The sequence below is a fragment of the Marinobacter persicus genome, assembly GCF_900114155.1.
In the GTDB taxonomy this organism is placed as follows: Bacteria; Pseudomonadota; Gammaproteobacteria; order Pseudomonadales; family Oleiphilaceae; genus Marinobacter; species Marinobacter persicus.
On sequence record NZ_FOSC01000001.1, the window covers coordinates 287,565 to 302,340 of the forward strand.

Below are 14,776 nucleotides of genomic sequence, written 5' to 3' on the forward strand. Positions count from 1 at the left end.
CCCCAACCCTGACCCATGGCGGAATACGAGCACAAAATCGAATACCCATGATTCATAACTGAAGTCTGGCACAACACAGCAAAATTGGCAGACTACCTGTAAAGCCCAGTGTGCGTTAGAATGTCCGGCCCCTTCGAACACCTTATTTCAGACACAGGGTAACTTTGGTAATGGCAGGAATGGACGAACAATACAATCCCCGTGATGTAGAACAAAAAGCCCGCGACTTCTGGGAAACCAACGAAACCTTCAAAGTGAAGGAAGAACCGGGCAAGCCCAAGTACTACTGTCTGTCCATGTTCCCCTACCCCAGCGGCAAACTGCACATGGGCCACGTTCGCAACTACACCATCGGTGACGTGATCTCCCGCTACCAGCGCATGCAGGGCAAGAACGTCATGCAGCCCATGGGGTGGGACGCCTTCGGCCTGCCCGCCGAAAATGCCGCCATTGCCAACAAGTCCGCCCCGGCGAAGTGGACCCGCTCCAACATCGATTACATGAAGCAACAGCTCAAGCAGCTGGGCTTCGGCTATGACTGGAGCCGCGAGCTGGCCACCTGTGACCCGGACTACTACCGCTGGGAACAGTGGTTCTTCGCCCGTCTGTATGAAAAGGGCCTGGTGTACAAGAAAATGTCCACGGTGAACTGGGACCCGGTGGACCAGACCGTGCTGGCCAACGAGCAGGTGGTCGATGGCCGTGGCTGGCGCTCTGGGGCCGTGGTTGAACAAAAGAAAATTCCCCAGTGGTTCATCCGCATCACCGATTACGCCGATGAACTGCTCAAAGACCTGGACGAGCTGGAAGGCTGGCCCGAACAGGTCAAGACCATGCAGCGCAACTGGATCGGCAAGTCCGAAGGTACCGAGCTGACCTTCCCGCTGAAAGACCGGGACGAAGGCCTGACGGTCTACACTACCCGCCCGGACACCCTGATGGGCGTAAGCTACATGGCGGTGGCCGCCGAGCACCCGCTGGCGAAAGAAGCCGCAGGCCTGCATCAGGATGTGGCCCGTTTCATCGATGAATGCGGCAACAGCAAGGTGGCCGAGGCCGAGCTGGCCACCATGGAAAAGAAAGGTATCGACACCGGCTTCAAGGCCATTCACCCGCTGACCCAGGAAGAAGTGCCGGTCTGGATCGCCAACTTCGTATTGATGGAATACGGCACCGGCGCTCTCATGGCCGTCCCGGGCCATGACGAGCGTGACCACGAGTTCGCCGCGAAGTATCACCTGCCCATCAAGCAGGTGATCGCGGCTAACGACGGCCGTGAAATCGACGTGCAGGAAGAAGCCTTTACCGAGAAGGGCGTGCTGGTGTCCTCCGGCAAGTACAGCGGCCTGACCAGCGACGAAGCCTTCGACGAGATTGCCAAATACCTGGAAGACAACAACATCGGCAAGCGCACCGTGAACTACCGCCTGCGTGACTGGGGCGTATCCCGTCAGCGGTACTGGGGCGCCCCCATCCCGATGATGACCCTGGAAGATGGCACCGAAATGCCCGTGCCGGACGACCAGTTGCCGGTCCGCCTGCCGGAAGACGTGGAAATGGACGGAGTACAATCGCCCATCAAGGCTGATCCGGAGTGGTGCAAGACCGAGTACAACGGCCAGCCGGCCACCCTGGAAACCGACACCTTCGACACCTTCATGGAGTCGTCCTGGTACTACGCCCGGTTCTGCAGCCCCAACTACGACAAGGGCATGCTGGATCCGGCCGCGGCCAACTACTGGCTGCCGGTGGACCAGTACATCGGCGGCATTGAGCACGCCATCCTGCACCTGCTGTACGCCCGTTTCTTCCACAAACTGCTGCGGGACGTAGGCCTGGTGGACAGCTCCGAGCCGTTCAAGCGCCTGCTGACCCAGGGCATGGTGCTGGCCGAGACCTACTACCGCAACGAAGACAACGGCGGCAAAACCTGGTTTAACCCGGCCGATGTCACCGTGGAGCGGGACAACAAGGGCCAGATGGTTCGCGCGATTCTGAAATCCGACGGCCAGCCGGTGGAAATCGGTGGCGTCACCAAGATGTCCAAGTCCAAGAACAACGGCATCGACCCGCAATCCATCATCGACGAATACGGTGCCGACACCGTGCGTCTGTTCATGATGTTCGCCGCGCCCCCGGAGCAGTCCCTGGAGTGGTCCGACAGCGGCGTGGAAGGCGCTCACCGCTTCCTCAAACGCCTGTGGCGCATGGTGAACGAGCACGCCGCCAGCGGTGACGTGCCGGCGCTGGATGCCGACAGTCTGAACGCGGACCAGAAGGCCCTGCGCCTGAAGACCCACGAGACCATTGCCAAGGTCAGCGACGACATCAGCCGCCGCCTGACCTTCAACACCTCCATTGCCGCGGTGATGGAGCTGCTGAACGAAGTGGGCAAGCTGGGCGGTGACGAGGCCCAGACCCTGGCCGTGCGCCAGGAAGCGCTGGAAACCGCTGTACTGGTGCTGGCGCCGATTGTGCCGCACATCTGTCACCAGCTCTGGTATACCCTGGGCCACAAACAGCCGGTGGTGGAAGCGTCCTGGCCGGAAGCCAACGAAAAAGCCATGGTGCGCAGTGAAATCACCGTGGTGCTGCAGGTCAACGGCAAGGTGCGCGCCAAGGCGGACGTGCCTGCCGACATTGCCAAGGGCGACCTGGAGAAACTGGCACTCGAGCATGAAAACGTGCGCCGATTCACCGAAGACAAGACCGTTCGCAAGGTGATCGTGGTGCCCGGCAAACTGGTGAACGTGGTGGCCAACTGATATGAAACTCTGCCCTGCTCTGAAAGCCTCTTTCCCGAAAGCCCTGGTGCTGACGGCAGCCACCGTGCTGGCAGGCTGCGGCTTCCAGTTGCGGGGCACCTCGCCGGTACCGGCAGCACTGCAGCCGCTGGCCGTGGATTGCCCGGAATCCCTGCCCGGGGATTTCTGCAACTCCGTGCGTGATCAGTTGGAACTTGGCGGCGTGAAACTGGTTGATGAAAACCGTGCCGATTATATTCTGCGCCTGCGCGACTACCAGCAGGACCGCCGCGCCTCGGCCATCACCTCCGACGCCTCAGCGGCAGAATATGTGCTGCGACACACGGTGTCGGTAGAACTGTTCACCGCCGATGACGTGCCGCTGATCGCAAAAACCGACCTGAACGCCAGCGAAAGCTACCGCTACGATGAGAACAACGTGCTGGCCAAACAGCGTGAAGAGGACGAGCTGCGTCAGCAACTGGGTGACCGGCTGGCCCAGCAGGTTATCTTCCGCCTGGCACCAATGACCCAACAGCGTATTGACGCCGCCATCACCGAATATCACGACAGCCAGGAAGACGACGGAGGCTCATGAAAACCCAGCCCGGCCAGCTTCCCCAGCTTCTGAAGAAAGGCCTGGCACCGGTCTATCTGGTTTCCGGTGATGAACCACTACTGGTTCAGGAATGCTGTGACCAGATCCGCTCGGCCGCCCGTGAGGCTGGCTACCAGGACCGTCTGACTTTTCATGCTGACCATCAGCTGGACTGGAATGCCGTTGCCGACGAGTGCAACGCCCTGTCCCTGTTCGCCGAAAAACGCCGTATTGAAATCCACCTGCCCTCCGGGAAACTGGGCGATGGCCGTAAAGTCATGGAGCAGATACTGCAGGCGCCTCCGGAGGATGTGGTGCTGTTGTTGATCAGTGCCAAACTGGACGCCGCTGAAACCAAACGCAAATGGTATAAAGAGCTTCAGGGCACCGGTGTTCACGTGCCGGTGTGGCCGATTGACCCTGAAAAATTCCCGGGCTGGTTACAGCAACGGGCGGCCAGCCAGGGCCTGCAGCTAACCCGGGGCGCCATGATGATTCTGGCAGAACGGCTGGAAGGTAACCTGCTGGCCGCCAGCCAGGAGCTGGATCGTCTGGCCCTGTTGCTGGGCAACAACAAGACCATTGACGAGGCAACCGTTGAGCAGGCGGTACAGGACAGCTCGCGTTTCAACGGCTTTGAGCTGGTTACCGAACTGCTGTCCGGCAAGGCCGCGCACGCCGGCAAGATGATCGGCATTCTCCAGCAGGAGGGCGAAAATCCGCTTGGCCTGCTCAGCGTACTAACGCGGGATTTAAACCTGATTCTGGAACTGCAGAACACCGTTCAGCCGGGCGAGAACCCCTCCGCCTTCCTTAAAAAGCGCGGCGTCTTCCAGCCCCGGCGCGCCACCGCCGTACGCCAGGCCGCCAGCCGCCTTAACCGCAACCAGCTGCACCAGGCCCTGCACCTGTGCAACCTTACCGATCGCGCCGCCAAAGGCTTTGACGATCTGGGCCCCTGGCACCATCTCCGGGATCTCTCCGTCGTACTGGCGGCACCGGCGCGCTGATTTCATTCCTTCCTTGACACAAATTCTGCAGCGGGCGCATGCTGAGTCTATGCTTATCATGGAATGCAAGGAGGACAATTCACCATGAACCTGCAAGACGAACTTCACAAACTGTCGGAAAAGATCAAGCAGTACCGGGACGAAGCCCGGGTGCAGATGCACCTGGCCCGGGAAGATGTGAAAGACGAATGGGATGATCTGGAAAAAGACTGGGAACGCTTCCGCCACAAGATGGATGACATCCTGCACGACACCGAAGATGCCGGCCACGAGGCCCGGGAGACTGCACACCGGCTGGGAGAAGACCTGAAATCCGGTTATCAGAATATTCGCAAGAAGCTGAAGTAACTGTCTGGCCTGCCCGTGAACTCGAATAGAGAAAACAGGCAGGCCTTTCCATTTTTACATGTTAGATTTCGCTGGCATCCGGCGCCATCATTGCCCCCTCGCCACTGCGAATCCCCTCAGCCAGCGCCACCGTGCGCGGCAGTAAACGGTCGTAGTAAAAGCGTGCCGTCTTGATCTTGCCGGTGTAGAAACCGGACGTATCATTACCGGCCTTCTCGGCCGCCGCTTTCACCATCTTCGCCCACATATAGGCCAGCGCGGTGTAGCCGAACATGTCGAGGTAATCCACGGCCGCAGCGCCCACGGCTTCGGGGTTTTCGCCCGCCTGTTTGATCACCAGCTCAGTCACATCCGACAACCGCTCAAGCGCCGCCGCCAGGGATTCCAGGTAGGGACGTAACGCAGCGTCCATGCTGTTCTGCTCGATGAAGTTGGTGACGTCCTCGGCGAACAGTTCAAACAGTTTGCCTTCACTGCCCACCACCTTGCGGCCCATCAAATCCATGGCCTGAATACCGTTGGTGCCCTCGTAAATCTGGGTAATGCGGCAATCGCGCACCAACTGCTCCTGGCCCCACTCCCGGATAAATCCGTGGCCACCAAACACCTGCTGGCCGAGAATGGTGGTATCCAGTCCCCGGTCGGTCAGGAAAGCCTTGGCCACTGGCGTTAGCAAAGCGACCATGCCGTCTGCATGCTCCCGTTGCTGATCGTCCTCGGAGAACTTGGCAATGTCCAGCCAGCTGGCCACATAAGTGGAAAACGCACGGCCACCTTCCACGAAACTTTTCATGGTCATCAGCATGCGGCGCACATCCGGATGCACCAGAATCGGGTCAGCAGCCTTGTCTGGCTGTCGGGCACCGGTAGGCGCACGACTCTGGATACGCTCATTGGCGTACTCCCGGGCACTTTGCAGGGAGGCTTCCGCCGCGCCCAGGCCCTGGATGCCCACCCCAAGGCGCTCGTAGTTCATCATGGTGAACATGGCCGCCAGACCTTTGTTCTCCTCGCCTACCAGCCAGCCGGTGGCACCGTCGTAGTTCATCACACAGGTGGCCGAGGCCTTGATGCCCATTTTCTTTTCCAGCGATCCACAACCAAACTGATTGCGCTCGCCCAGCGAGCCGTCGTCGTTCACCAGGAACTTGGGCACCAGGAACATGGAGATGCCTTTCGGGCCCTTGGGCGCATCCGGCAGTTTGGCCAGCACCAGGTGCACGATATTCTCCGCCATATCGTGCTCGCCCCAGGTAATGAAAATCTTGGTGCCCGTGATCCGGTAGGAGCCGTCATCCTGCGGTTCCGCCTTGGTGCGGATAATGCCCAGGTCGGTGCCCGCGTGAGGCTCGGTCAGGTCCATGGCCCCGGACCACTCGCCAGAATAGAGCTTAGGCAGGTATTTTTCTTTCAGCTCCGGGCTGCCGTGGGCGTCCAGCGCCACACAGGCCCCGGCGGTCAGCATCGGCGCCAGGCCGAAAGACATGTTGGCTGCCTGCATCATTTCCTCGAACTGCGCCACCAGGGTCTTGGGCATGCCCATGCCACCGAATTCCGGGTTACCACCCAGCCCATTCCAGCCGCCTTCGACCAGCGTCTGGTAAGCTTCTTTGAAACCTTCCGGGGTCGTGACATCACCATCATTCCAGCGACAGCCCTGTTCATCGGCTTCGCGGTTGAGCGGTGCCAGCACGCCGGCGGTGATCTTCCCGGCTTCTTCCAGAATGGCGTCAGCGGTGTCGGGGTCCACGTTCCCGGCGACCCCTGGCAGGGATGCCCACAAAGCGGGGGCGTCGAACACTTCGTTAAGGACAAAACGCATCTCGCGAAGGGGGGCCTGGTAATCTGCCATATCACTCTCCTGAACTGGTTTGAAGTAGCCTGCCCTGATTGTCATTTGCAGCTACAACTTATTGTTTTTACGAGTCTAGACTATACGCCGGCCAGCGGATAAAAAAGCCCGCCTCCGGCGGGAGAACGGGCTTTCGATTAACGCGGAGCCAGAACGCCTCCGTCAGATGAAGAACGCATCTTCCGGCATGTCCAGCAGCGTGTCGGCGCCGGCCAGCATTGCCTCGGCGTGGGCCTTGGTGCGCGGCAGCAGGCGTTTGAAGTAGAAGCGGGCGGTCTGCACCTTGGCGTTGTAGAACATCTCCTCGGTGGTGCCCTCGGCCAGTTGTTCCTGGGCCACTTTCGCCATACGCGCCCACAGGTAACCGAACACGATATAACCGGAGTACATCAGGTAATCCACCGAGGCGGCACCCACTTCTTCCCGGTTTTTCATGGCGGTCATGCCGATCTTCATGGTGACATCGCCCCATTCCTTGTTCAGGGCCGCCAGTGGCTCGACAAATTCCTTGAGCTGCTCGTTATCGGCGTTTTCCTTGCAGAACAGGTGCACCTGCTTGGTGAACACTTTCAATGCTTCGCCCTGACTCATCAGCACCTTACGGCCAAGCAGGTCCAGCGCCTGGATGCCGGTGGTGCCCTCGTAGATCATGCCGATGCGGGCGTCACGCACGTTCTGCTCCATGCCCCACTCGGAGATGTAGCCGTGGCCACCGAACACCTGCATACCCAGGTTGGCTGATTCGTAGCCAATTTCGGTCAGGAAGGCCTTGGCGATCGGCGTCAGGAAGCTCAGTAGCGCATCCGCCGCCTGCTTTTCCTCGTCGGTCTTGCCACTGTGGACAATGTCCACCTGCTGCCCGGCCAGATAAATCAGTGCCCGGGCGCCTTCGGCAATGGCTTTCTGGGTCAACAGCATGCGACGCACGTCCGGATGAACGATGATCGGGTCCGCGATACCGTCCGGGTTCTTCGGCCCGCTCAGGGAGCGCATGGCCAGACGTTCTTTTGCATAGGCCAGCGACCCCTGGAAACCCAGCTCGGCGGCGCCCAGCCCCTGGATGGCGGTGCCGATGCGGGCGGTGTTCATGAAGGTGAACATGCAGTTCAGGCCTTTGTTCTCCGGCCCGATCAGCCAGCCCTTGGCGCCGTCAAAGTTCATCACGCAGGTGGCGTTGCCATGGATACCCATCTTGTGTTCCAGGGAGCCACAGGAAAGACCGTTGCGCTCGCCGGCCGAACCGTCTTCGTTGGGCAGACACTTGGGCACAATGAACAGGGAAATACCCTTGGTCCCTTCCGGCGCACCCGGCAGGCGGGCCAGAACGATGTGCACGATGTTCTCGGCCATGTCGTGCTCACCAGCGGAAATGAAGATCTTGGTGCCGGTAATACGGTAACTGCCGTCCTCGTTTGGTTCGGCCTTGGTCCGCAGGGTGCCCAGGTCCGAGCCGCAATGAGGTTCGGTCAGGCACATGGTGCCGGTCCACTCACCGCTGGTCAGTTTGGTCAGGTAGGTCTGTTTCTGTTCCTCGGTACCGTGGGCCTCGATGGTGTTGATGGCACCGTGACTCAGGCCCGGATACATGCCCCAGGACCAGTTGGCGGTGCCGACCATTTCGCTGATCACCAGACCAATGGAATGCGGCAGCCCCTGGCCGCCGTAGTTCGGATCGGCGGTGATGGATGGCCATCCGCCTTCCACGTATTGCTGGTAGGCTTCCTTGAAACCGGAGGGGGTTTTCACGCCGTCGTCGGTCAGCTTGCAGCCTTCTTCGTCACCCACGCGGTTGAGCGGAGACAGCACCTGCTCACAGAACTTGGCCCCTTCCTGGACAATGGCATCGACCATATCAGGTGTTGCATCTTCGGCCCCTTCCAGGCTGGCGTAATGCTGCTCGGCGCTGAGCAACTCGTTCATGACAAACTGGATATCACGCAGGGGAGCTTTGTATTCAGGCATCGTTTCCACCTCGGTTGACGGCCCGGCGCCCTGTTTGAGGGACGCTCGGGGTTTGCTCGGGTACGGTGATGTGTCGGCATCACGGCTTTTTATTAAACGCTTGTTTGAAACATACGTTTTGGCGAGCAAAGCTGTCAATAGGCTGATGTGAATTTTCTGCTACATAGACGCCTTACGCATTCGGGGAAGCCTTTCCAAAACACGCTGTGAATACGTCCCTGTAACGCTCGAGCTCCGCCATCCATGGCTCCGCACGGTTTTGGAAAGGCTTCCCCGATTACGTATAGCTGATGTAGGTGTTTTATCAGGCAAACACCGACAAGGCGCCTTCCCGCTCGTCTTCGCCCGCTGCCATTTCGGCCTGGGCCTGCAACATGGTCTGCATGGCCCTGGCGGCAACGGCACGGTCTTGAGCGGAGGGTTGGGCAGGCGCCATGGCGGCGGCACGTACCACGCGCATTTTTTCGATGGTGGCTTGCGGGTCACCCTCAACCGGTGAGACATCAATGGAGACCTCGCCACCCACCGCATATTGGGCGCCATCGGGGCCGCGCTCGTAGGTGAACGACATGGCTCCGGCATACTGGCCGCCGACAGACTGGTGAGCCTGCTCGTGGGCGCGGACTTCACGGTCGCGGGCTTTGAGTTCGGTCAGCTCTTTGAGCTGGTCGGGAGTGAGATTCTGGCCGTTGTTCCGCTGGCTTGCGTTTTCGCCCTGGCGGCTTTCATCGCGTTGCCGCCCAGAGCTTTGCTCGGTGGCGCGATTCGCATCGTTGTTACCGGCGCTTTGTCCGACGGCGGGAGCTGAGCGGGTATTGGCTTCAGTCGCCGTCTCGCCGGCGGCCGCCGTGCGGCCAGAGGTCGATTGCTGGCCGGGCGGCACAGCACCAACCGGCGGCAGGGCACCACCGGTGGAAGGGAAAATCGGGGGTACGGAAGAGAGAACGTTCACGACATGACGTTTCCCGGCAGTGGATCAGGCGCGCAGATCCAGCAGTGTTCCGAGCGTTTCATCTGCGGTTTTCACCACCTGGGCGGACGCTTCCACACTGCGTTCGTAAAGATTGAGCTCAATGATCGGCTCGGCCAGGTTGCCGGCACCGTCTGCACTGCCCTTGGGACCGTCGGCTCCGCCACGGGCGATCTTCCGGGCGGCGTTTTCCATGCCAACAATGCCATCCTGGACACCCTGTATGCCAATTCCCAGTGTGTTGTTGATCATGGTTGCGCTCCTTTAACTGAACCTGATGTTATTAACGCACAACCTTGTTCAATTTTCAATCAAGGGCTCGATATTCACATATTTCTTCAGTATGCCCGGCAGGCTTTTGTCGGGCTTGCCTTCTATCCACGGCAAAACGCCCAGGCAAGGGGTTTTCAGGTGCAGGCTCAGGTAGTTGAGGGTTTCCTGCTCACACTCCATGGGCTCGGGATCAATCCGGTTGCCAATCCAGCCCGCCACTCGAAGGCCATCGGCCTGTATGGCTTCCACCGTCAGCAAGGCGTGGTTGATGCAGCCAAGCTGTAACGGGATCACCACGATCACACCCAGCCCCATTTCCCGGGGTACGGCTGCGTAGGTTTCCCGATCGTTCAGGGGCACCCGCCAGCCGCCGGCGCCCTCGATCAGCATAAGGTCAGAGGGGCGTATCTGGGTACCACGGCAAAAGCCGATAATCCGTTGCGCCGAGATGGTCTGGCCCGCCTGGTGGGCCGCCACGTGCGGCGCAATGGCGGGCTCCAGGGCGATGGGATTGATGGCTTCGTATGAAATTTCTTCGGTGATGGCGCTCTGTAACAGCAGGGCGTCATCATTGCGAAGCCCCAGGGCGGTGTGTTCACAGCCGGAGGCGATCGGTTTCATGGCAATGGTTTTCAGGCCCTGCTCTCTGGCGGCTTCCAGCAGGGTGGCAGTGGCGATGGTTTTGCCAACGCCGGTGTTGGTGCCGGTTACGAAATAGGTTTTTTTTGCCACTTTTTGTCCTTGTCTATCAAACTGGCTTTCGCCAATACTGCCAGCCGGCCCGGTAGCTGGCACTAACTTGCCCGAATTCGTCTTTCGGGTAAGCCTGGCACATGGCCTTGAACCGGCCCGGGGCGGTTACCGTTCGCCGGCGTTGCTCGCCTTTGTAGCCCGCCCCCAGGTGTTTCAGTTCCCGGTTGAGGGCCAGGGGGGAATTGTAAGGCAAAATTATCGTTTCTGCCCGATGTTGCACGCCTGGTAAAACGCCATTCACCAACTGCTGCCAATCGGTCTCCCGGGCGAAACGGTTAACATGGGGCTGGCCGGGGTCGGCCCGGGCCCAGGCTGCTTCCAGCTCCGCAAGAGTGCCGTCGAGCAGGGTGGAAATCGCGAGGATCCCACCGGGCTTCAGCAGCCGGCGACATTCGGCGAAGATTACCTCGGGCCGGTTGCTCCACTGGATCATCAGGTTACTGAAAATAAGGTCTACGCTTTGGTCGGGCAAGGGCAGCTGTTCGGCATCGGCGTTAAGCCAGCTAACATGGCCGGGGCCGCAGGCTTTGGACTGGGTCAGCATGCCGGGGGACAGATCGGCGCCGGTCAGTGATGCTTCCGGGAAGCGTTCGGCCAGTTTCCGGGTGAACCAGCCCGTGCCGCAGCCCAGATCCAGGATGCTGTCCGGACGGAAGTGTTCTGGCAGCCAGGCCAGCATGGTGTCGCCCATGCACTTTTGCAGGCGCGCCGCTGTGTCGTAGGTCTGGCTCGCACCGCCAAAGCCCCGGGCGATGGATTCCTTGCTGCCGGTGCTTATCCTCGCGGGCTCCGAGGCCGGCGCATGCACAATCTCCGTAGCAGCGTTCATTGGAGCGCCTCTTCCGGAGTCTCTTCAACAAGATGACGGGCTTTCGAGAGCGCCGCCAACAGCTGTTTCAGCTGGTCAGTGGTGTGTGCCGCGCTCAGGGTCACCCGCAGGCGCGCCTGCCCCACCGGCACCGTGGGCGGACGAATAGCGGTGACCAGAAGGCCCTGCGCCTCCAGCGCCCGACTGAGTGCCAGGGCGGTATGGTTGTCTCCGATCATGATCGGCTGGATGGGTGTCTTCGAGGGCATCAACTCATACCCCAACCGCCCTGCTCCAGAGCGAAAATCGGCGATCAGTTGATTCAGATGTTCCCGGGGCGCGTCATCGGACTCTATCCGGTCCAGACTGGCACAGGTCGCCACGGCCAGCGCCGGCGGCATGGCGGTGGTATAGATGTAGGTGCGGGCCTTTTGCACCAGGTATTCGGTCAACCACTCCGGCCCGGCCACGAAAGCGCCACTGGTGCCCACGGCCTTGCCCAGGGTGCCGATCAGTACCGGCACCTCCTCTTCAGACAACCCGGCCTCCAGCACACTCCCCCGCCCTTGTGGACCAAGCACACCAAGCCCGTGAGCATCGTCCACCACCAGCAAGGCACCCTGCTCACGGCACACCCGGGCCAGCTCTCGTAACGGTGCAACATCGCCGTCCATGCTGAAAACGCCGTCGGTCACCACGACTTTATGGCCATCGGTGTTAGCCAACATGGTTTCCAGTGTGGCCACGTCGCCATGGGCGTACCGGCGCATTCGTGCGCGGCTGAGAATGCAGCCGTCGACAATCGAGGCATGATTCAGTTTGTCCGAAAACACGGTGTCGCCACGGCCAACCAGTGCCGAGATCACGCCCATGTTGGCCATGTAGCCGGTGGAGAAAAAAAGCGCGGAACTGCGTCGGGTAAACGCCGCCAGTCGCTCCTCCAACTGGTGGTGCGCTTCGTGGTGCCCACACACCAGATGCGAGGCCGCGCCGCCTAGCCCGGTTTCCGGCAAGGCCTGCTTAAGTGCCTCGATGTTCCCGGCGTCGTTGGCGAGGCCCAGGTAATCGTTGCTGCAGAACGACAACAATGGCTTTCCATCAGCGGTCAACTCCGGCTGCTGCGGACCGGACATGAGCCTGCGATGACGGTATAGGCCGTCTCGCTTTCGTTGTTCTATTTCTGCTGCAAAGTCGCGCATCTGTTTACCATCAACTGTATAGATCTGGGCCTTTGCCATGCTGAGCGCGGTGGATCGGGTAGGTCTTCCCGGGACACGCTCGAGACATCCGTGTGCGCTTAGCTTTCGCCATCCATGGCGAAAGATAGTCCCGGGAAGACCTACCCGATCCACCGCTTAATTTAGGAGCATGTCCTGAACCAAGGAGCTGCCTCAAACACCACAAACAGGGAGGTAACTCGTGGCCAGATTGGCTGAAGGTCGGGGCATGCCTCCCGGGACTATAGAGCGCCATGGATGGCGCGACCTAAGCGCACACGGACGTCTTGAGCGTGTCTCGGGAGGCATGCCCCGACCTTCAAGCCCTAACTCCCAAGCTCAAAACAAGGTCAGGCAGTCTCCCGAGTAGCGTCATAAAACAGGTGCCGGGTCGCCTCATACTCCACGGCTTCGGCCAGCGCCTCTTCCTCCTGCTCTTCGCTGGCACACTGCTCCCGCTGCTCCGGCCGGATGCCCAGCTTGCGGAACAGCTGCATGTCCGCGTCCGCCTCGGGGTTTGAGGTGGTTAACAGCTTCTCGCCGTAGAAAATGGAGTTGGCACCGGCCATAAAACACAGCGCCTGCATCTGCTCGTTCATCTGCTCACGACCCGCCGACAGTCGCACGTGGGACTCGGGCATCATGATGCGAGCCACCGCAATCAGGCGCACGAAATCAAACGGGTCCAGGTCTTCCACGTCTTCCAGCGGTGTACCCTTCACCTTCACCAGCATGTTCACCGGCACGCTTTCCGGGTGCTGTGGCAGGTTCGCCAGTTCCACCAGCAGGCCCACGCGGTCATCTTCTTCCTCGCCCATGCCCATGATGCCGCCGCAGCAGACTTTCATGCCCGCCTTGCGCACGTTATCGAGGGTGTCGAGACGGTCCTGATAGGTGCGGGTGGTGATGATGTGGCTGTAGTACTTCTCGGACGTGTCGAGGTTGTGGTTGTAGTAATCCAGGCCTGCCTCGGCCAGTTCCTCGGCCTGTTCTTCTTTCAGCATGCCCAGGGTCATGCAGGTTTCCAGGCCAAGGGACTTCACCTGCCGGATCATGTCCAGCACATAGGGCATGTCTTTTTTCGAAGGACTACGCCAGGCCGCGCCCATGCAGAAGCGGGACGCACCTTTTTCCCGGGCCGCGCGAGCCTCGCCCACCACTTTTTCGATCTCCAGCAGCTTTTCTTTCTCCAGATCGGTGTTGTAGTGACCACTCTGGGGGCAATACTTGCAGTCTTCCGGGCAGGCGCCGGTTTTGATCGACAGCAGCGTGCTGACCTGCACCTCGTTTGGATCAAAATGCTCCCGGTGTACAGTCTGGGCGCGGAACAGAAGATCATTGAAGGGCAGGTTGAAGAGTTCCCGGGCTTCCTTGAGCGTCCAGTCGTGACGCAGTGCGGTGGCGGTCATGGCAAAGTCCTGTTAACCTTTTTGGGTTATTTGGTTTACGGATAAACCGCGATGATAAAGGGACTGCACCCGCTGTCAACCTTATTCAGCCTAAAGGTTAACAGCAGAAATATGAACAACTCCGATGGCGGCCGGTGCGTGGCCTGCCTGACCAGTCACGCCCGGCACGGACTGTGTCCGGCGTGTCGCGCCGATCTGCCTGTGAACCGCTGGCACTGCCATGCCTGCGCCTTACCGCTGCCCTTCGCACTGCCCGCTGGGTTGTGTGGCGAATGCCAGGCAACGCCCCCGCCGTTCTCCCGTGCCATTATCCCGTGGCGTTATCAGTTTCCCATTGACGGCATGATTGGCCGGTACAAGTACCACGGCCAGCGACAATTCATACGGCCACTGCTGGCGGAATTCGGCGAACTCATCGAGCAACAGATCCCCGCCGAGGACCGGCCGGATTGGCTGGTGCCCGCCCCCATGCACTGGTCACGACGATGGCAGCGCGGCTTCAATCAGGCAGCCGACATTGCCGAGTGTCTGTCCTCGCACCTGGATATTCCTCTGGATTCCGGGCTGATTTACCGTTGCAGGCAAGTCCAGGCGCAACGGGGGCTGAACCGGGCCACCCGGCTGGCCAACCTGCAGGGGGTATTCCAGGTTCGCGGGACGGTACCAGAGAGAATCGCGCTGGTGGACGACGTAGTGACTACCGGGGCAACCGCCAAAACCCTCGCCCGCCACCTGCTGGACGCCGGTGCCCGGGAAGTGCAGCTGTGGGCACTGGCCCGAACGCCAGGCTGAGTCTCTGGTGCAAGCAAGAGACATGACCCACCTTGCCCAT

At 60.3% G+C, this 14,776-nt stretch carries 13 protein-coding genes; 5 read left to right on the forward strand and 8 right to left on the reverse strand.

From position 1 onward, the window contains the following. Nucleotides 1-179 precede the first annotated feature (179 nt). The 4 genes from leuS to BMZ63_RS01370 all read left to right on the forward strand — a co-directional run bounded on the left by leuS (nucleotide 180) and on the right by BMZ63_RS01370 (nucleotide 4,700). The gene (gene leuS / locus BMZ63_RS01355; protein WP_091700602.1) at nucleotides 180-2,765 is read left to right on the forward strand and encodes a leucine--tRNA ligase; all 2,586 of its coding nucleotides are present in this window, start codon (nucleotides 180-182) and stop codon (nucleotides 2,763-2,765) included. 1 nt (nucleotide 2,766) lies between these two features. After that, nucleotides 2,767-3,342, forward strand: a complete 576-nt coding sequence (locus tag BMZ63_RS01360; protein ID WP_091700604.1) for an LPS-assembly lipoprotein LptE — start codon at nucleotides 2,767-2,769, stop codon at nucleotides 3,340-3,342. Further along, on the forward strand, nucleotides 3,339-4,352 hold the full coding sequence (holA, locus tag BMZ63_RS01365; RefSeq protein WP_091700606.1) for a DNA polymerase III subunit delta: 1,014 nt from the start codon (nucleotides 3,339-3,341) through the stop codon (nucleotides 4,350-4,352). Before BMZ63_RS01360 ends, holA begins: the two co-directional genes overlap by 4 nt. A gap of 84 nt (nucleotides 4,353-4,436) precedes the next feature. Further along, a complete protein-coding gene (locus BMZ63_RS01370; RefSeq protein WP_091700608.1) occupies nucleotides 4,437-4,700 on the forward strand; it encodes a hypothetical protein in 264 nt (87 codons plus the stop codon). A 61-nt stretch (nucleotides 4,701-4,761) separates the two neighbouring features. Here BMZ63_RS01370 and BMZ63_RS01375 read toward each other — a convergent pair whose 3' ends face one another. The 8 genes from BMZ63_RS01375 to bioB form a co-directional block, all read right to left on the reverse strand. Beyond that, entirely contained in the window at nucleotides 4,762-6,552 is a 1,791-nt protein-coding gene (locus BMZ63_RS01375; protein WP_091700610.1) for an acyl-CoA dehydrogenase C-terminal domain-containing protein, read from the reverse strand. 162 nt (nucleotides 6,553-6,714) lie between these two features. Further along, nucleotides 6,715-8,514, reverse strand: coding sequence for an acyl-CoA dehydrogenase C-terminal domain-containing protein (locus BMZ63_RS01380; RefSeq protein ID WP_091700612.1), 1,800 nt, complete (start codon nucleotides 8,512-8,514; stop codon nucleotides 6,715-6,717). A 304-nt stretch (nucleotides 8,515-8,818) separates the two neighbouring features. After that, nucleotides 8,819-9,466: a putative metalloprotease CJM1_0395 family protein gene (locus BMZ63_RS01385; protein ID WP_227663681.1), complete on the reverse strand. Its 648-nt coding sequence runs from the start codon at nucleotides 9,464-9,466 to the stop codon at nucleotides 8,819-8,821. Between the two features lie 24 nt (nucleotides 9,467-9,490). Next, nucleotides 9,491-9,736, reverse strand: coding sequence for a flagellar biosynthesis protein FlgE (locus tag BMZ63_RS01390; RefSeq protein ID WP_091700614.1), 246 nt, complete (start codon nucleotides 9,734-9,736; stop codon nucleotides 9,491-9,493). Between the two features lie 48 nt (nucleotides 9,737-9,784). Beyond that, nucleotides 9,785-10,489, reverse strand: coding sequence for a dethiobiotin synthase (bioD, locus tag BMZ63_RS01395; RefSeq protein ID WP_091700616.1), 705 nt, complete (start codon nucleotides 10,487-10,489; stop codon nucleotides 9,785-9,787). 16 nt (nucleotides 10,490-10,505) lie between these two features. Beyond that, nucleotides 10,506-11,339, reverse strand: coding sequence for a malonyl-ACP O-methyltransferase BioC (bioC, locus tag BMZ63_RS01400; protein ID WP_091700618.1), 834 nt, complete (start codon nucleotides 11,337-11,339; stop codon nucleotides 10,506-10,508). Continuing rightward, the gene (gene bioF / locus BMZ63_RS01405; RefSeq protein WP_091700951.1) at nucleotides 11,336-12,517 is read right to left on the reverse strand and encodes an 8-amino-7-oxononanoate synthase; all 1,182 of its coding nucleotides are present in this window, start codon (nucleotides 12,515-12,517) and stop codon (nucleotides 11,336-11,338) included. Before bioF ends, bioC begins: the two co-directional genes overlap by 4 nt. Nucleotides 12,518-12,885: 368 nt before the next feature. Further along, a complete protein-coding gene (gene bioB / locus BMZ63_RS01410) occupies nucleotides 12,886-13,944 on the reverse strand; it encodes a biotin synthase BioB (RefSeq protein ID WP_091700620.1) in 1,059 nt (352 codons plus the stop codon). A gap of 111 nt (nucleotides 13,945-14,055) precedes the next feature. Between bioB and BMZ63_RS01415 the strand changes: the two genes are divergently transcribed. Beyond that, the gene (locus BMZ63_RS01415) at nucleotides 14,056-14,736 is read left to right on the forward strand and encodes a ComFC family protein (protein WP_227663680.1); all 681 of its coding nucleotides are present in this window, start codon (nucleotides 14,056-14,058) and stop codon (nucleotides 14,734-14,736) included. The last annotated feature ends 40 nt before the right edge of the window (nucleotides 14,737-14,776 follow it).

Excerpts from the sequence above, each read along its gene's own strand:
- leuS (WP_091700602.1), top strand. The coding sequence starts at position 180 with ATGGACGAACAATACAATCCCCGTGATGTAGAACAAAAAGCCCGCGAC.
- holA (WP_091700606.1), top strand. The coding sequence starts at position 3,339 with ATGAAAACCCAGCCCGGCCAGCTTCCCCAGCTTCTGAAGAAAGGCCTG.
- BMZ63_RS01415 (WP_227663680.1), top strand. The coding sequence starts at position 14,056 with ATGAACAACTCCGATGGCGGCCGGTGCGTGGCCTGCCTGACCAGTCAC.
- BMZ63_RS01380 (WP_091700612.1), bottom strand. The coding sequence starts at position 8,514 with ATGCCTGAATACAAAGCTCCCCTGCGTGATATCCAGTTTGTCATGAAC.
- BMZ63_RS01390 (WP_091700614.1), bottom strand. The coding sequence starts at position 9,736 with ATGATCAACAACACACTGGGAATTGGCATACAGGGTGTCCAGGATGGC.
- BMZ63_RS01375 (WP_091700610.1), bottom strand. The coding sequence starts at position 6,552 with ATGGCAGATTACCAGGCCCCCCTTCGCGAGATGCGTTTTGTCCTTAAC.
- BMZ63_RS01360 (WP_091700604.1), top strand. The coding sequence starts at position 2,767 with ATGAAACTCTGCCCTGCTCTGAAAGCCTCTTTCCCGAAAGCCCTGGTG.
- bioF (WP_091700951.1), bottom strand. The coding sequence starts at position 12,517 with ATGCGCGACTTTGCAGCAGAAATAGAACAACGAAAGCGAGACGGCCTA.
- BMZ63_RS01370 (WP_091700608.1), top strand. The coding sequence starts at position 4,437 with ATGAACCTGCAAGACGAACTTCACAAACTGTCGGAAAAGATCAAGCAG.
- bioC (WP_091700618.1), bottom strand. The coding sequence starts at position 11,339 with ATGAACGCTGCTACGGAGATTGTGCATGCGCCGGCCTCGGAGCCCGCG.
- bioB (WP_091700620.1), bottom strand. The coding sequence starts at position 13,944 with ATGACCGCCACCGCACTGCGTCACGACTGGACGCTCAAGGAAGCCCGG.